Origin of the sequence: Microcoleus sp. w2-18bC1, from assembly GCF_036700365.1 — a bacterium.
GTDB lineage: Bacteria > Cyanobacteriota > Cyanobacteriia > Cyanobacteriales > Microcoleaceae > Microcoleus.
Genome location: NZ_JAUBOS010000002.1, coordinates 15,250 through 32,415, shown reverse-complemented (window position 1 = coordinate 32,415; position 17,166 = coordinate 15,250). Strand labels below are relative to the sequence as shown.

The window sequence follows — 17,166 nt, the reverse complement described above, 5'->3', positions numbered from 1 at the left end:
TGACTGAAGACTACTGACTCCTGACTAATTCCCCCAATGAAGTTTTTATTAGTTACAGATTTAGACAACACGCTAGTCGGAGATGACGAAGCAACTCAAGTTTTAAACCAGCGCTTGCAACCTGTGCGATCGCAAATTTGTTTGGTTTACGCTACCGGGCGTTCTTATGCTTCAACTTGCGAATTAATTGCCCAAAAGCAACTGCTCTCACCCGACTATTTGATCGCAGGTGTAGGCAGCGAAATTTACCAAGACGGAATCCTCGATTTAGATTGGGCGGAATATCTTTCTCAAGACTGGGATAAAATGGCGATCGCCTCTTTAGCGCAGCAGTTTTCCCAGCTCAAACCCCAATCTCTAAAAGAACAAAATCCTTGGAAAATCAGTTATTGTTTGGAACCAGGAGCAGAAAATAGCTCGACTGTCCAGGCTTTGCAGCAAAAGTTAACTGAATCAAGACTGCCAGCTCAAATTATTTTTAGCAGCAATAGTAATGTAGATATTTTACCACAAACTAGCAATAAAGGCAATGCCCTTGCTTATTTACAAAAGCGCCTACAAATTCCATTTGAGGCAACATTAGTTTGCGGTGATTCTGGTAATGATATCAGTATGTTTGACCAGGATGTCCGGGGAGTAATCGTCGCTAATGCTCTGTCAGAACTCTTAGAATGGCATCGCAAATGCGGCACTAAAAATCATTATTTAGCAGGTTCTGTTTGCGCTTGGGGAATCATGGAAGGAATGGCATATTTTTGGGAATTTTGATTGCCAAAAATTCGGTTTGGTTTGTAGTGCTCACTGAAGTCCTCAGTACAAACGCATCCGAAGCACCCCAAGTCCTGCAAACCGTTAAAATCTGTTCAGCAATCTCAACCGCCTATCGATCGAACCTGCCAGTTGCGATAAGTAGCTAGACAAAATTAATTACATAGTTTTCTCCAAATTCTTTCAGGATTTTTTCCACAGAGGTAACAAAAGTACCCCAATTCTTGTAAGCAGATATCTCAATCCATTCATACTTAATAAACCGCCATAAAATTTCAATTAAATTTAGTTCTGGAGAGTAAGAAGGCAACTCAAAGAGAGTAATATTACGTTGTTTCCACTCTTCAAGTTTGTCAACAATAGCATCACTGGTATGAATAGAAGCTTGATCAGTGACAATCACCGTTGGCTTATCTACGGTGGGGAAAAAAGCATCAATACAGGCAATAACCACATCTGAATTAATACTTTGAGATGAAATATAAGTTTCAAGATGGTTATTTCGATTCATAATTCCTAGTACATTCATTCGCTGACTACGACGACTAGGAATTGTTAAATATTCTCCGATGTCCTGCCAGCCATAGGGGACACAAGGAATCAAACAAAATCCCGTTTCATCCAAGTAATATAAATCAATTTTACCCTGCTCATCCAATTGCTTTAATTCTTCTAATTGCGCCTTTTTCTCTTGATATTCCTGGGCTGGAGGCGTTCCTGCAACTCCTTTTCGCATACGATGCCAACTCATATTTAGAGTTTTTAGTATTCTTTTAATTGTTTTTGTACTGGGAGTTATGCCCCAGGTCTCTTGAACTTTTTGGCTAACATTTTTTAATTGCCTTGGTTCTTGTTTAGCCCACTCTTTAATTTGGGCTTTCTGCGAAGAGTTAAATAGTGGCTTAGAACCTCTTCCTGGTTTATTATAAAGTCCTATCATTCCCTCTAATTCCCATCGATTGAACCAGTTATAGAGGGTCTTATAACTTATGCTGAAAATATTCATTAACTCTCCTTTTTTTACTCCTTGCGAAGCTAATATGAGGCAATGTGCTCGTTGACGTACCTGATGATGTCGGCTTTGGCGATAAATTCGCTGTAACAATTTAGACGAAAGAGGGTTTATTTCTCTGATAAACATCATATGAAATTCTAATTAACTCATAATTTTGCCTGGAATATCATTCTACTATGTATTTGTGTAATTAATTCTGTCTAACTACTTACCATCAGCGTGTACTGCTTTATCAAAGCTAATCGAACTTAACTTTAGTTAGCTCAAGCGAGTTGAAGTTTATTTCCTATCCCTCTTGGATACTCGGCTATCCCAAGATAAGTCGGCGATCACCCGATCGCCAAAGGTTCTATAGTTAAGTTTAGCGCCTCAACCTAAATTACTCTCTCTAGAAGAAGTTATTTTTCTAGATCAAGAAGATATAGGTTTAGTCAACTATTTGCCCCTTTCGTTCAGTTCGCGAACGCACCGCCAGATGGAACAAAATACTTTACCCGTAGAGGTGATTCTCTCTCACCCCCGCCAATATTTAGGCAGCATTCGGCTGGATTGGACGCCACAACCGGGGAACTATCTAGATTTAGAGGGACAAACCTACGCTGTATTGGAACGCCACCACCGCTATCAACTCAAATCTGGCCGCTACCGACTGCAAAAAATTGCCTTGTACGTGCAGTCGGCTACACCGCCGACGGAAAGAACTTTTGTAAGTGGCATCTGGGTTATCGGAGATGCTAGCTGTCGCTTTAATGCTCGATCGGAAATTCTGCGCTGTGCTGTCAATCCCAATGGCCCGTGCAACTGCTGTTGCGATTACCAAAAGTCTTGAATCATGGAGTCAGTACACAATTCCACCTCGCCCAACCGAGAGTGCCGAGAATCTCGGCGTCTCCCTCATTTACAAAAAACTATCAAAACCCACTAGCAACCCTCGAACCGAATTTAAATTCTTCAGGCAGGGGGTAATCTATCTTCTGATAGCTGTGCAGCACGTCGCGAATGCCAGTATGAATCAAATTTTCTATGTGCAGCAACTGCTCTGAAGAACAGCGAACCTGAACTGTTTGGTTTGACACAGACTCGCCGGAGTCGATCGCAGTATATCTATTAGGAACTCGGCTGAGTACATAAGCAATTAAATCCTGTCGCAATCCCGAAGGCGAAAAAGCTTGTTGGTAAGGGTGCTTCGGATAAGACTCCAAGATAATTTCTACTTCCTCTGTGACTACAGCTAAGGTAATATTGACAAGATTTTTCTGCATTTTCCCCGTCCCCAAACACTCGTTAACTAATATTTTTGTGGTCGTTCTATATCTCGTCTGATTTCTCATGAATTTTAACCCGCTAATACCCCCAATCGTTCTTCGGTCATCCCCAGCTCGCACTCGGAACTTACCTCTTCTATAACCCGCAGCACGTAGCAGGGAATCTTGTCGGATAAAATAGCACTTGCCACCGTACCAGTGTGAATTTCTAAGACTGCTTCTGCAGCAGCTTCAAACATCAGTCGCTGTCCCGGAAACATCACTCTTTCAAAGTACCAATTAGGAATATTCCCAATCCGAACCACCTGAACTTGGTTGCTAACATTTGCGTAATAGCACAGAATCTGCTTGTTACCTTGATAAGATAGCTGCTCAGACATTTAAAAAATCTCCACACTCTTTCTAAAACTTACTGAGACTTGGCCTTGCCTGTTAGTAGCAATTACGAGTTTGGCTCTTGTTCAAACGATCGACTTATTTTTGGGGTGTTATTCGAGAGCGCGAATCACATCTTCAGTTATTAATTTTTGTAGCATTTAGTTATCCTGCCAACACTTAGAGGACTGGCGCAGAAACCCGGTTTTTCCCGGTACAAAACCCGGTTTGTTTGGTATGCAGGGCCTAGATACTGACTTATGGAGGTTGGTTGTGCTGTAGCACGAGTTAATCGAAAGTACCCTCACTCCCCCGAACTCTCCTGACAACAGGTTCGCTCTTTGGCAGCGGAATGGTGCTGAGAGTGCGATCGACCTTCAGATCCCGAGCTTCGAGTAAACTTTATCTAGAAAATATGAGGAAATTATGAAGACCATCATTTTTTTTGATAAATATACTTTTGTCGAAGGAGAGATTACAACAGTTAGGCAAAAACCTGGTTTTTGAGCCAAAAACTTGGCTGCATCTGTGATCCTGGGTTAAAAAAACAGGTTTCTGAGGGAAATCTGCATAAATCTTGGATTAGCAGGTTGAAACGGAGTTTTTTAGCAAAAAACTTTGCTGCATCTGTGATTCCGGGTTAAGAAAAACCGTTCTTGAGGCAAGTGTTTGTAACTTCTGGAGGAGTTATTCTGCCTGTAAATACGGTGATCGGCTTTGCGCGTAACAAAAAACCCCGACTCCCTGAGATCATCTCTAGAACTTCTAGGGAATCAGAGTTTAAATTAACCAATCACCGATCGATCTCAAAGCTAAATCAAAAAAATGAGGAAATTATGAAAATAGCAGGAAAAACTAGAAGTTTCCTGGACGCATCAACCCGGTTTACCAACATAATTGCGTAATTTTCGCAATAATCAAGAGAACCAGAAAGCGGATTGTCGATCATCATCCGGCTTTAATGCCCCCTTGATTCTTTAGTCGGGCTGGGCCAACTTTGTTTGTCTAGTAAGGGTTTCAAATGCCGAGTTTGATATGGTATCTGCGATCGCTTTTTACCCCAGTTTACAGCAACGGTTCCCAACCCAGAATGTCCGCCACTTGCTGTGCCAAACTCAAAGGATCGAAAGGCTTGGCAATCACCCCCGCTACCCCCAAATCAGCAAATTCGCTCAAATCCATCGCCTGCACCTTAGCCGTCAGGAAAATCACCGGAATCCCCCGAGTAGCCACATTGTTTTGCAGCAAACCAAACAGAGTAAGTCCGTCCATATCCGGCATCATCACATCTAGCAGGATAGCGTCAGGAAGTTGAGTTTCAGCTAACAGCAATCCTTGGCTGCCGTCGGGCGCGCTTAGTACAATCCAGCCGCCTAAATGTTCCAGACAGGCCTGAATCACGCTGCAGAGGTTTTTTTCATCATCGATGACCAGAATGCGCTTTGCTGACATAATTAAAACTCAAATTTTAAATTAATTATGGTAAACTGAAAAAAACTTAAGCACCCTGCCTCATCAACTCGGCTTCTTCACAGATAGAGAAGAAGAAAGAAGCAATAAAATTAAGAGTTTCAGCAGTTAAGAACGTTCTAATCAAGCGGTTGGTATGTAGCCACTCACCTACTGAAACCCTGAACATAAAAATCGACATATCAGACTCCCAAAATCATCCTAACCGCGTGCGTTTCCAGAAACTTTAGCTTTCGCGAGTTCCGATCAAAGCAATCTCAAACCTCCAAACTTTTTCCCCCTTCGCCTTCCAACGGTGCAGGCACTGTGAAATAGAAACTGCTTCCTTCTGAGACAACACTTTCGGCCCAAATTCTGCCGCCGTGCTGCTGTACGATACTGCGACAGATAGCCAAACCCAAACCCGTACCTCCTTTTTGGCGGGAGTCAGAAGCATCGACTTGTTGAAACCGTCCAAAGATAGTTTCTAGTTTATCTGCAGGAATCCCCCGCCCTCGATCTTTGACTTCAAATAAAACCCGTGAAGCGTAGCTATCCCGTAGGGAATCGCCTAAATCTTCCACCCTGAGAGTTACTGTACTCCCTGGAGCGGAGAATTTAATCGCATTGCTCAACAAATTTACCAGCAGTTGAACGATTCTGTCCGGGTCAGCCCAAATTTGGGCTGTTTCGGGCAAAATCGACAAATCAATATTATTTTCAGCAGCCAAAGAAAGTACAGCTTCTGCAGACTTCCGCATCAAGACCTGGGCATCGCACCACTGCTTGACGAGGATAACTTGGCTCGAATCGAGCCGCTCTAAGTCGAGAATATCGTTTACCAAACGCACTAACCGTTCGGTATCGCTCGAAGCGATTTCTAACATCTGTTTGGCAGTTTCCGGTTTACTTTTCAGTACCCCAGCCGCCAGCAAACCTAAAGAACCGCGAATGGAGGCAAGCGGCGTTCTCAGTTCGTGGCTGACAATCGAAATAAACTCATTTTTCATTTTTTCAATTGCCCGACTTTCTGTGATATCTGTGACTGTGCCGACGTGACCAATTAGTTGAGATCTGTCGGAAAAAATCGGAGCTGTTTTCAGCCGACAAAACCGGATGGTTCCGTCTCGCTGGATGTGTCGGAATTCGCAGGAAAATTCCCCATCTAGCGATTGCGATTGGGACCACTTAGACAGAATTAGTTTGAGGTCTTTGCGGTGAACAAACCGCATCCAGCCGTTTCCTAAAGCTGCTGCCGGTGTGAAGCCACCAATTGCTTGACAGCGAGGATTTGTATAGGTACATTTCCCCTCAGTATCGATTTTGAAAATGCCCACAGGGGAGCTCTCGCTCAGAGAGCGAAATAAAGCTTCGCTTTCCCGGAGTTCTGCTTGAGAGCTTTCTAGTTCTCTGGTTCGCTGCAAAACTCGCATTTCTAACCGTTCGTTGAGCTGTTGAAGGGCTGCTTCAGCAAGTTTACGATCGCTAATATCTCGGTGCACTGAGACCCAGTGGGTAAACTCACCATTTTCGTCCGCTATGGGCACAATGCTCATTTCTACCCAAAATTCCGTCCCGTCTTTGCGGTAATTGATCGAGTCAACTCGCAGCGGCTGCCAGGTTTCCAAAGCTGTCCGAATTTGATCGAGACTGGCGCGGTCTGTTTTTTCTCCTTGCAAGATGCGCGGCGTTTTGCCCACAACTTCTTCTAGCGTATAGCCGGTCATCCGCGTGAAAGCTGGGTTGACATAAATAATTCGCGGGCCCGGTTCTTCAACCGGTTCAGCTTCGGTAATTAACACGGCGTCGTTAGTGGTGGTGACTGCTGATTCCAACAGGCGCAACTGCAATTCTCTAGCTTTGCGATCGGTAATTTCTGTAACTGTCCCCACCATCCGCACTGCATCGCCGGCTTCGTTGTAAAAAAACTTACCTTTTCCCTCGATCCAGTGAATGCTGCCGTCGGGCCAAACCACGCGGTATTCCAGAAAGTAATCTGCTCGCTGGGCCAAAGTCTGATTTATAGTATTATCCGTATTTTTTAAATCTTCTGGGTGAATGCAAGCTGCAAAACTTTGATAAGTTCCCGCAAAAGTTCCAGGGGCAAACCCAAACAACTCTTCGTGTTCCCTCGACCAAACAATGCGATTTTTCTGCAAGTCCCAGTCCCAAAATCCGATTTTGGTAGCAGACAAAGCTAAGCTAAGCTGCTGATTAGTTTTCCGCAACTCCATGCTAGTAATAGCAACTCGTAGTTCTCGGGCTATTTCGATTTCGCACCGCTGCCAAGGCAAAGATTTTAACCTCACAGTTTCTTGCCATAAGTCAAAGGAATTGCGAGGAGACAGCGGCCGGCTGCCATCCGGTTTCATTTCAATTTCCCCGTCTGGTTTGCCGGCCCAGTTGACAGTTTGAATTGTTTCGGGACGGAACCACAAAATGTAATAATTTTGCATCTCGGACATGGCAAGGACGAGCAAACCGCTAGCAACTTCTTTAAAAGTCTGCGAGGGCGGATAGAGTTTTGAGAGAGAATCTGTATAAAAAATATCATTATTTATTTGAGTTTTTATCCAAGCAATTAAGTTTTCAATTTCTAGTAATTCCGGGGTTTTGCCGATGGTTGTTAAATTTTCATTTGCACACACAACTCCACCAGTTGCGCCCACTAAGGTCAGCAATTCATCTCCGGATTTAAGTAAACCTTCTACAAACCAGTGTGATTGAGAAATTTTGGTAATAAACTTATGGCAATTTTCTTTTAAATAAATTGCATATTCCCAATTTTCGCTATCTTGTTTATAGCTAAGTTCTAGATTCACAAACTTTGCTAGTAGTTCGCAAGCCTTTCTTGTTTCGTAGTTGACATACTTTCGTGTTGGGTGGTGACAGGCGATCAATCCCCAGAGTTTTCGATCTTTGATTAATGCCAAGGTCATGCTAGCGCCAACGTTCATATTTTTGAGATATTGAACATGGCAAGGGGAAACTGCTCTCAACAAAGAGAAGCCCAGATTCAGGGGGCGGCCGTTCAGCGGATTGCAGTGAGGAATTAGTTCTATTGGCTGACAGTTAATATCGGGAATAAACCGAATTAAATTCATGTTGAACAGCTTTCTTGCCTGGGGAGGAATATCGGTAGCCGGATAGTGCAGTCCCAATAAAGGAGCCAAACTTTCTACTTTGTCTTCGGCGACAACTTCCCCCGCACCGGTGGTATCAAATTGATAGACGATCGCTCGATCGAAACCGATCATCCTCCGCACCTCTGCAACTGCTGTCTGGCACAGCACTTGCAGGTTTGGTGTTTTGTGGATTTTGTCGATCGGCTCTTGGACTAAATGATAAAAATCGAAAGAATCGCTAGGTTTTGGGGAAACAGCCGACTCGAGCTCAAGAATTAATGCTGAATTTGATTGATGTAGCGTCCCCTCAAAAAAAGACTTGCGGTCTTGACTTTTGAATGATAATCTGATAGCGTTACGTTGTTGGTCGTTTTCAAATAAAGCTTTTTCAATAGCTTGAATTTCCTCAGTCTCGACAAATTCCTCTAAAAATTGCTCCAAAAGTTGTTCGGGGTAAAGGCCCATCGCCTCAAAAGTATTGTTGCTAACTTGCAAAATTTTCAACGCCGGAGATTCCAGCACCAAAAGGATGCCGTGAGGTTGAATCGAACCCGGGGCGTAAATTAGTTCGCAGTCGCTGTCATTGAGATTGTTTTTGTCTGAGGGCAATATCATGGCTTTCACCTGATTAATACTTCTCTAAATAAGTCTGTGTTCTTGATGAGCTGGCAAGCATCTATTAACGCCATCGCGTCCGAATCGCACAACCAAACAATCCCAAGTCTTGGCTAAGGCTTCCTGAGTCGTTTCCGACACGCACTGCATATTTATTCATGGTTATACCAGTTTTAAACAAGAATACAACTGTAGCCCCGTGCTCCCAACCACGAGCTTCATCATTCATTCCCAATTCTTCAATTCTTTAATTCTTTAATTTTTTAATCTAAAATGGGATTAGCGCTGTGCCTGAGCCAGTCTGTTTCTTAGTTGAGTCCGCTCCAAACGATTCAGGAGGCGAGCAATTAATTCCGGTTTCACGATCGGCTTGTTCACGTAGTCGTCAGCACCTGCGACAAACATTTGGCGCACTATTTCTGACTCGGAATGAGCTGTCAAAAATAGGACGGGGAGCTTGCTCCAGCGCAAATCGTTGCGAACTGCCAAACACAGCTCGATACCGCTGTAACCGGGCATCTCCACATCTAAAATTAGCAAATCCGGACAAGTCGTTTCGAGTACCTCCCAGAACTTTTCGGGATCGTCCAATGTTGTTACTTGAAATCCCCAAGGTTGTAGAATCACTTGCAGTACAGCCAATAGATGCACGTCATCGTCTACCACCATAACTTTAGCTTCAGCAGGGCCAGTCTGGTCGATTAATTGGGCGACTGCTTTGAGTATATCTGCTGGGGGTATAGATTTGTGTAAAAAGCCCGAAGCTCCCAAACGAGCAACTTCTATTCGATCGCTCAATTGATTGTGTCCGCTAAAAACCATCACCGGAATTTCTGGCTTTTCACTGCGGAGTTCGGCTAAGAGAGAAAGTCCGTTTTCCTGAGATCGGGAAAATTTCAAATCCAGCAAAATCGCGTCGGGAGGCTGTTGAGAAATCGCATTTCTTGCCGCTTGCGGAGAGTTGGCGACTTCTATCTGAAAGCCGGAACCGGATGCTACTGTTTTCAGTTGCTCGCTCCCAAAAGTATCATCATCAACAATCAGCATTCGGCGCGTTTGGGAAACCGCAGGAACCAAAGCGCCTTCTGGTTCGGGCGACGGGCGATCGAATACCTGTTTGAGCTGATGCAGAAATCCCTCAATCTGCTGAGCTGTCCCCGGTTTCAAGATATTTTCAGCCTTGAACAAATGTTCTATCTCGCGCGCAACTTCCGAACCTTTCGGCAGGCCTAACGTTCCCAAAGAACCGACTAATTTGTGAGCTTGGGTCTGGGCTTCCTCGCGCAGTTCGCCCTCCAAGCTTCCGTTTTTCAGTTGAGCGATCGCGCGATCGAATATCGCCACCTTTTCTATAAAATTAGCTTTTAAATTTTCCCGCATTTGGGCAATCGCATTCAAGACTTTGAGACGGCGCTCGTCTTTGTTTAATTCCTGGCTAGACCCGCTGGATTCAGTAGATAAAGTCTCTTGATTTTTAGCAGTTTCTGCCGTTTCCTGCCCAACTTGTTGGCTCTCAATCTCCTCCGGCAGACTTTTGAGCCGATAGCCCAATCCGTACACGGTTTCCACTAAATCTACAGTCATCCCGGCTGCTTTCAGCTTCTGCCGCAGCCCCTTGATGTGAGCGGTAACTGCTTCTTCTTGAGGAAATTCGCCGGCCGACCAAATGCGATCGAGGATAGCGCTGCGACTGAAAATGCGCCGAGGATTTCTCAGGAAAAGTTCGAGCAAATTGTACTCTTTGGGAGTCAAGTGCAGCACTTTTTCGGCATAAGTTACTTCCGTAGTGTCTGGGTTGACTTGCAGTTTTTCCCAAGTCAAATTTGTACTTGACAAAGTTGCCTTACCCCGGCGCAGCAAAGCCCGAATTCGAGCGATTAATTCTTCGAGATTAAAGGGTTTGACCACATAATCGTCTGCACCCGCCTCTAAACCTTGGACTCGATCGTTGCTGCTATCTAGCGCTGTCAGCAGTAAAATCGGCATTTGGCAGCCGGACGATCGCAATTTTCGACACAAACTAATGCCGTCGAGTTTAGGAATTAGCACATCCAAAACAATCAGGTCGTAATCGTATGCCTGCACCAAATGCAACGCTGTTTCACCGTCTGCTGCCGCATTCACATTGTAATTGTGAGAGTTCAGCGCTTGAGTCAGCAAACTGACTGTAACTATGTCATCTTCTACCAGCAGGATTTTCATAAACTTCACCTGTCCTTCCAACTATTCTTGGAACTTTTTATCGGTTTTTGGGGCTAATTAAATAGCCTTTTTACAACTGAATTCAAAAAATCCCCACCTTCAGTATAACAAATACTATTCTTGAAATAGAATTATTGTCAATTATTATTTTGATTTTATTTGTTTTCCTCTCGAAATGTTTCATTATATTCGGGCTGATATTTTATGGTTTTTTGTACTTCAGCGCCTGCTGAATCTTTTGAATCAAATATTGCGAGGAATCTTGATTTTTAACTAAGTCTTCCAACTCGGTGACCGCGACTTCTGTGTGTTCTATATCTCTAACTAAAGAATCAGCGGTAACACTTTTTATGACTCCCAAAGGTTCTTGGATAGCGGTCAACGAATTGAAATTTTTTTCCGCTATTAATTCTTCCAACTCTAATAGGGCCATTTCGGCGCGATCGATCTTGATAGTCACTGATTTAGCCACATTAGCACCCGCTCTTGCTGCCTCCGTGAGTTCGTGAACTCGAAGTTTAAATCGGCTAGCAATTTGCTCCATTTGAGTCCCCAATTCAAAAGTTTTACTTGCCAGTCTGCCAATTTCTAGACTCACTTTGCTCAGGCCACTAGGCTGACTTCCCATTTGATTGGTAACTACAGCCACCTGTACTGCTAAATGCCTGACTTGTTCGATCGCCTCCCGGATGGTTCGGGAAGTGCGGTTAACCGTTTCTAAATCATTAGCTATTGCTTTGCCCACCCCCAAAATTTTATCTGTATTGTTGCAAATAGAATTAGCACCTTGAAAAGTAGCTTGAAATGCTTGGCGACCTTCCGAAGAAATCAGTTTCGCAATCCTTACAAATCGCTGATTCATTTGAGCGATTTCTTCAGCTTGTTTGACCAGTGCCACTTGCTGGGAACTAGGATTGGCATGGGAATTTTCTGTTTGACGTTGGTGGATTTTTAAAAGTTCATTACATTCGTGAACCTTAGCCTGTTCTTGTTGAATTAGCGCCAAATACTTGTGTCTTTCTACTCGGTATTTTTGAATAGCTTTGTTGGCTTGCGCTAAAAGTTTCGACTGGGCAATCACCAGAGTATGAACGTCCAAAAGGTGGTGGCTCTGGTCTTCCCTTACCACAATAATTGGTTCATAAATCAAGTCTTTGTGCCTGTGGAAAGACGCTTGGACGGCATCGTCAACTTTCCAGTTTTCCGAAAGCAGCAAAGGCGGAATTCTAATAAAATCTAACAATGCTCGAATCGGGTGTGACCCGTAAAGTTCTGCGCGATCGGGAAAACTCATTTGCTCTCGAAATTTGACGCGAGAAATCATGCCCAATACCTGTGATTCATGAGTAATAATGACTCCCGGCAGGTCTGGTTCTTGCTCAAATCTTTCAGCCACTACCTGTCCTAGAGTTGCAGCGCTCACTTGAAAGTCGTGACACGGCAGATGTCCGATCGTGAAATCGGGGGTGAGTTGAGTTGGATTGCTCATTTACCCGGATAGTGTTAAGTACAAGTTAACAAATTATATATTAATATTATACTGGAATAAGATTGTTTCAAGTAATAACAATGATAGGGAGAAATAAGCTCTCTGGCTCCGGGGCCTTCTATTACCTACTTTCTGACTACTGTCATCTCAAGCCTGTTGGATCGGCCGCACCTGTTATGCCACGGGTTCCGTCCTCACAACAGGGGCATTCATATTTTGTTCTTTAAAACAACCGGGAAAATATCTAGATTGAAACCAAAAACCTTACATCGGACTTTGCCCCTAGCAACCTTTGAGGCTGCTTACCAGTTGTTACAGCAAATGGCTGAACTCCCAGGGGCGATTTGGCTGACCGACGATGCGATGATCGCTGATTCTCACAATCTGGAAAATTCGTCGGAAAGGTTTGCAGCAGTGGTATCAGAGCATTTTAGCGCACTGCTGCGGGGCAATCTATTAGATGAGTTCGCAACAAACGGACACAAGCACAGCGAAAAAAATTTCCATTCGCAATTGAATGTGCAGTTGACTTTCGACCCCGGGGCGATCGCCGATTTCCTGTCTCCCCTCGCAGACAAACTCGCAGAAATAACGCCCGCACCCTCGTGGCCAATTAACATTCGCGCCCTCAAACAAGCAATTAAAAATATACAGACTAACTCGGCCGTTCTTCAAAGCGAATTCACCCTAAATTTGCTGGATATTCTCGCTGCCAATGCCAGCCCAAATAATCGCCCGCCCCTACACAGCCAAAGAGAAATAGAGGGAAAATCCGCGCCCAAAGTTATAGATCCAGAAACGCTACAAAGCCAGATTGCTGAAGCCGTCAATCAATTACAAATTGCCAGTCCCTGTATTTCATTTTGTCAGCCAGTAGAAGATGCTTTGCAGCAGCAGCTCGAACAAGAGCGACTTTTAAATCAGGTCACAACTCAAATCCGCCAGAGTTTGGAATTGCCTGTAATTTTGTCAAAAGCAGTCGAGCAAGTGCGAGAGTTTTTGGAGGTCGATCGCCTGTTAATTTATCAATTTGAAAAAGTGCCAGCACCGCACAAGATCGAGTTAGCGAAAGAAAGACCTACGGCGGTTTCTGGGTCTGGCGAAATCCCAGAAAATTCCGGGTCTTACTTGTATTTAGGTCGCGTTACCTACGAAGCTTTAGCCAACGATGCTATCTCGTCTGTACTGAATTTTAGTGATGGCGCGCAGTGTTTTACTAATGGAGTCATTGACCGAGAGAAATATCGCAAAGGTTTGGCTTTGTGCGTCGCGGATGTGGAAACAACTTACTCTTCGCAGCCTTGTTTTTTAGAGTTGATGCGGCGGGCCAAGGTGCGGGCAAAGTTGCTAGTGCCGATCGTAGTTCAAGATGACTTGTGGGGGCTGCTAATTGCCCACCAGTGTACTTTTCGGGAGTGGGAAGAAAGCAAAAAAACTTTTTTGCGACAAATAGCAGAACATTTGGCGATCGCCATTTACCAAGCCGAACTTTATGCACAAGTCCAGCAGCAAAAGCGCACCTCAGAACAGCGCGTAATAGAGCGCACGCGAGAACTGCGCGATGCACTGGTTGCCGCCCAGTCTGCCAGCCTCGCCAAGAGCGAATTTTTGGCAGCTATGAGCCACGAATTGCGGACTCCTCTCACTTGCGTCATCGGTATTTCCGACACGCTGCTGCGGTGGTCTTACGGCAAAGTTGGCAGCAAAGAAGTGCCGATACAAAAGCAGCGGCAGTACCTGCAAACTATCCGAGACAGCGGCGACCATTTATTAGAATTAATTAACGATATTTTAGATTTATCGCAAGTAGAAGCTGGAAAAGCAATATTAAAAATTAGTGAATTTTCACTTTCTAAATTAGCTTCTCAGAGCCTGCACGCCCTCAAAGAAAAAGCTGCGACTAAAGGCGTGGAACTGCTGCAAGAACAGCGAATAAAACAAGAGTGCGATCGCTTCATCGCTGACCCGCGCCGCTTGAGACAAATTCTCTTCAATCTTATAGGAAATGCGATTAAGTTTACTCCCAAAGGCGGGCGAGTCATCCTGCGAGTTTGGGTGACAGAAGATCAAAATCGAACGCCGGCATTTCGGCAGGCCGGTACTGCACCTGCTGGCAGTACCGCTGTTTTTCAAATCAAAGATACTGGCATTGGAATTCCCGAAAATCAGCGATCGCTGTTGTTTCAAAAATTCCAGCAGTTGGATTCCCCCTACCGCCGCGAATACGGCGGCACCGGTCTGGGATTGGCTTTAACTAAACAGTTAGTAGAGCTTCACGGCGGTGCGATCGAAGTCAACTCTACAGTTGATGTCGGCTCTACTTTTACCGTTTTTATACCCATCCAAACTCTAACCAAAGATGAATCCACAAAATTCACATATGAAAAATCCAATTCATCTTTACCGCTGCATTCTTCCTCCTTGCGGGGCAGTCTCGTGCTCGTCGAAGAAGATGAAGAAACTGCCATGCTGATTTGCGATATCCTGACAGCAGCAGGACTGCAAGTGGTGTGGATGATTGAAGGTTCGGCGGCGGTGGAACAAATTGAACTTTTGCAGCCCAATGCTGTGATTGTCGATATGCGTTTGCCGGGTATGAATGGCTGCGAAATAATTCACCAACTGCGCCAAAGACTAGCTACTGAAAATATCAAGATTCTAGCTTTAAGCGCTCATGAAATTCCGCTAGATCAGATATCTTTCGTGACGGCGGGAGCTAACGATTGTTTGGCTAAACCGATTCACCCTGAGCAATTGCTGGACAAAATTATTTCTTTAATGGCCGGGATTGCTAATGGGTAATTGGGCATGGGGCATGGGGCATGGGGCATGGGGCATGGGGCATGGGGCATGGGGCATGGGGCATGGGGCATGGGGCATGGGGCATTGGTCATTTAATATAATTCAGTTTTTGAGGCAATTATGGGAAGACCTGATTTTGAGGAATTAGAGGTTTATAAGTTGGCGGAAAGTTTGGCGAATCAGATTTGGGAAATTGTTAAAAAATGGGATTACTTCACAAAAGATACGATGGGTAAACAGATCGTTCCGTCTGCTGATAGTGTCTGTGCTAATATTGCTGAAGGAAGAGGTCGTTATAATGACCAAGATAATCGGCGTTTTGTAAAAATTGCGAGAGGCTCTTTGTACGAAACAGTAAACTGGTTAAGATTAGCCTACGCTAGACAACTTATCACAAGCGAAGAAGTAAGCAAATTTAAACCAATTGTCGATAAATTACTACCAAAACTTAACGCTTATTTGATTTCAATAGGGCACAGGGAATAAATTACAAAAAAGCCCCATGCTCCATGCCCCATGCCCCATGCCCAATTCCCCATGCCCCATGCCCAATTCCCCATGCCCCATGCCCCATGCCCCATGCCCCATCCGCAATTCCCCATGATTAATTGTCAAATTCCTACAGGATTAATTGTTTCTTGTCAAGCACCTGCTGATTCGCCGCTGCACGATCCGATCGTAATTGCGGCAATGGCTCGAACCGCCATCAATAGAGGTGCGTCGGGCGTGCGGATTGACACTCCGGCTCACATTGCAGCGGTGCGAAAACAGATATCCGCTCCCATAATTGGGATTTGGAAGCAGCAATTGCCGGGATGCGAGATTTACATTACTCCTCGGTTTGAAGACGCGGGGGCGATCGCGGCTTGTGGAGCCGATATTATCGCCGTTGATGCTACTCTGAGAAACCGTCCTGCTGGCGAAGAGTTAAAGACATTAATCGGGCGAATTCACAGTGAATTGGGTAAATTAGTGATGGCGGATGTAGATACAATAGAAGCTGCGATCGCGGCCGCCGAAGCTGGTGCAGATACTGTAGCAACTACTCTTTTTGGCTACACTGCCCAGACGGAAAATTTTTCGCCGCCGGGATTTGATTTGCTTGCAGAAATGGTAGAAAAGCTTAAGGTTCCCGTTATCTGCGAAGGCGGGATATCGGGGCCGGAAATGGCTAAAAAAGCCTTGGATTTAGGAGCGATTGCTGTTGTTGTGGGGACAGATATTACTGGGATTGATCTTAAGGTGACGGCCTATAAGTCGCTGATGGGGAAGTAAGTTCGGCAACCGATTGTTTAACGGATGTAACGGATGTAACGGATTGAAAAAAGTTAGGCAACCGATTGTTTAACGGATGTAACGGATGTAACGGATTGAAGGAAGTTCGGCAACCGATTGTTTAACGGATGTAACGGATGTAACGGATTGAAGGAAGTTCGGCAACCGATTGTTTAACGGATGTAACGGATGTAACGGATTGAAGGAAGAAGGGAGAAGAAATATTCGGCGATAGAAATGGCTTGTAGGCACAGGAAACGCGCCTGCTAAGGGTGGGAAATATCGGGCGATTTCTATCGCCCTTTATCAGGGGAAGTTACTAAATCAGTACGCCGTTGATAAAGCTGCTAACTACAGCCAAGGCGATCGCCCCCAGTACCGCGCTCCAAAGGCCCATCCGCAAACTAAATCCTTCAACTAACTTCGCAGCCGAGGCAAAAACAATCACGTTCATTACAAAAGCAAACGCGCCGGAAAGCAATCCCAGCGTCAGTAGGTTCGGCACGAAAAAAACTGCTTTCAGAATTGGCAAAATTAAAACATTCAACATTCCCAAAACCGCAGCGGAAATTACTGCTTTCGGTGTGCTGTCAATTTCTACGCCGATCGGCAGTTGAGAAATTAGCAGCAAGCTGCTGCCCGTCACGAGCCAAGCAATCAAAAAATCGATCGGTTCCACAGAGCACCTACCTCCTTAACAGTTGAATTGTCAGAAAAACCTGATATTTAATGTCTAACTTAGTCAACAAATCCGGCTGATTCATCTGCCAATCGATAGAATTTATG

The 17,166-nt window shown here is 44.7% G+C and carries 13 protein-coding genes; 5 read left to right on the top strand and 8 right to left on the bottom strand.

The window, feature by feature from the left end:
• Positions 1-36 precede the first annotated feature (36 nt).
• A complete protein-coding gene (locus QT979_RS02225; protein ID WP_333307919.1) occupies positions 37-768 on the top strand; it encodes a sucrose-phosphate phosphatase in 732 nt (243 codons plus the stop codon).
• A gap of 145 nt (positions 769-913) precedes the next feature.
• Here QT979_RS02225 and QT979_RS02220 read toward each other — a convergent pair whose 3' ends face one another.
• The gene (locus QT979_RS02220; protein ID WP_333307917.1) at positions 914-1,912 is read right to left on the bottom strand and encodes an IS630 family transposase; all 999 of its coding nucleotides are present in this window, start codon (positions 1,910-1,912) and stop codon (positions 914-916) included.
• Between the two features lie 346 nt (positions 1,913-2,258).
• Between QT979_RS02220 and QT979_RS02215 the strand changes: the two genes are divergently transcribed.
• Complete coding sequence (locus QT979_RS02215; protein ID WP_333066483.1) at positions 2,259-2,612, top strand: DUF6464 family protein; 354 nt, start codon at positions 2,259-2,261, stop codon at positions 2,610-2,612.
• 82 nt (positions 2,613-2,694) lie between these two features.
• Here QT979_RS02215 and QT979_RS02210 read toward each other — a convergent pair whose 3' ends face one another.
• The 6 genes from QT979_RS02210 to QT979_RS02185 form a co-directional block, all read right to left on the bottom strand.
• Positions 2,695-3,045, bottom strand: coding sequence for a late competence development ComFB family protein (locus tag QT979_RS02210; protein ID WP_333231044.1), 351 nt, complete (start codon positions 3,043-3,045; stop codon positions 2,695-2,697).
• Positions 3,046-3,119: 74 nt separating this feature from the next.
• Positions 3,120-3,428, bottom strand: coding sequence for a DUF1830 domain-containing protein (locus QT979_RS02205; protein WP_333307915.1), 309 nt, complete (start codon positions 3,426-3,428; stop codon positions 3,120-3,122).
• Positions 3,429-4,488: 1,060 nt separating this feature from the next.
• Positions 4,489-4,875 (bottom strand): response regulator, encoded by a 387-nt coding sequence (locus QT979_RS02200; protein WP_333083611.1) that lies wholly within the window; start codon positions 4,873-4,875, stop codon positions 4,489-4,491.
• 275 nt (positions 4,876-5,150) lie between these two features.
• Positions 5,151-8,612, bottom strand: coding sequence for a PAS domain S-box protein (locus QT979_RS02195; protein ID WP_333307913.1), 3,462 nt, complete (start codon positions 8,610-8,612; stop codon positions 5,151-5,153).
• Between the two features lie 279 nt (positions 8,613-8,891).
• The gene (locus QT979_RS02190) at positions 8,892-10,814 is read right to left on the bottom strand and encodes a response regulator (RefSeq protein WP_333307911.1); all 1,923 of its coding nucleotides are present in this window, start codon (positions 10,812-10,814) and stop codon (positions 8,892-8,894) included.
• A 202-nt stretch (positions 10,815-11,016) separates the two neighbouring features.
• Positions 11,017-12,303 (bottom strand): chemotaxis protein, encoded by a 1,287-nt coding sequence (locus QT979_RS02185; protein WP_333213372.1) that lies wholly within the window; start codon positions 12,301-12,303, stop codon positions 11,017-11,019.
• A gap of 249 nt (positions 12,304-12,552) precedes the next feature.
• On the opposite strand from QT979_RS02185, the gene QT979_RS02180 reads away from it, so the two are divergent.
• The 3 genes from QT979_RS02180 to QT979_RS02170 all read left to right on the top strand — a co-directional run bounded on the left by QT979_RS02180 (position 12,553) and on the right by QT979_RS02170 (position 16,380).
• The gene (locus tag QT979_RS02180) at positions 12,553-15,105 is read left to right on the top strand and encodes an ATP-binding protein (protein ID WP_333307909.1); all 2,553 of its coding nucleotides are present in this window, start codon (positions 12,553-12,555) and stop codon (positions 15,103-15,105) included.
• 120 nt (positions 15,106-15,225) lie between these two features.
• Complete coding sequence (locus tag QT979_RS02175) at positions 15,226-15,591, top strand: four helix bundle protein (protein ID WP_333307907.1); 366 nt, start codon at positions 15,226-15,228, stop codon at positions 15,589-15,591.
• 114 nt (positions 15,592-15,705) lie between these two features.
• On the top strand, positions 15,706-16,380 hold the full coding sequence (locus QT979_RS02170; RefSeq protein WP_333307905.1) for an N-acetylmannosamine-6-phosphate 2-epimerase: 675 nt from the start codon (positions 15,706-15,708) through the stop codon (positions 16,378-16,380).
• 319 nt (positions 16,381-16,699) lie between these two features.
• On the opposite strand, the gene QT979_RS02165 is transcribed toward QT979_RS02170, so the two are convergent.
• On the bottom strand, positions 16,700-17,059 hold the full coding sequence (locus QT979_RS02165; RefSeq protein WP_333213375.1) for a phage holin family protein: 360 nt from the start codon (positions 17,057-17,059) through the stop codon (positions 16,700-16,702).
• Positions 17,060-17,166 lie beyond the last annotated feature (107 nt).

Coding starts and splice junctions, on each gene's coding strand:
- QT979_RS02220 (WP_333307917.1), bottom strand. CDS start 1,912: ATGATGTTTATCAGAGAAATAAACCCTCTTTCGTCTAAATTGTTACAG.
- QT979_RS02200 (WP_333083611.1), bottom strand. CDS start 4,875: ATGTCAGCAAAGCGCATTCTGGTCATCGATGATGAAAAAAACCTCTGC.
- QT979_RS02225 (WP_333307919.1), top strand. CDS start 37: ATGAAGTTTTTATTAGTTACAGATTTAGACAACACGCTAGTCGGAGAT.
- QT979_RS02215 (WP_333066483.1), top strand. CDS start 2,259: ATGGAACAAAATACTTTACCCGTAGAGGTGATTCTCTCTCACCCCCGC.
- QT979_RS02195 (WP_333307913.1), bottom strand. CDS start 8,612: ATGATATTGCCCTCAGACAAAAACAATCTCAATGACAGCGACTGCGAA.
- QT979_RS02170 (WP_333307905.1), top strand. CDS start 15,706: ATGATTAATTGTCAAATTCCTACAGGATTAATTGTTTCTTGTCAAGCA.
- QT979_RS02175 (WP_333307907.1), top strand. CDS start 15,226: ATGGGAAGACCTGATTTTGAGGAATTAGAGGTTTATAAGTTGGCGGAA.
- QT979_RS02190 (WP_333307911.1), bottom strand. CDS start 10,814: ATGAAAATCCTGCTGGTAGAAGATGACATAGTTACAGTCAGTTTGCTG.
- QT979_RS02185 (WP_333213372.1), bottom strand. CDS start 12,303: ATGAGCAATCCAACTCAACTCACCCCCGATTTCACGATCGGACATCTG.
- QT979_RS02205 (WP_333307915.1), bottom strand. CDS start 3,428: ATGTCTGAGCAGCTATCTTATCAAGGTAACAAGCAGATTCTGTGCTAT.
- QT979_RS02210 (WP_333231044.1), bottom strand. CDS start 3,045: ATGCAGAAAAATCTTGTCAATATTACCTTAGCTGTAGTCACAGAGGAA.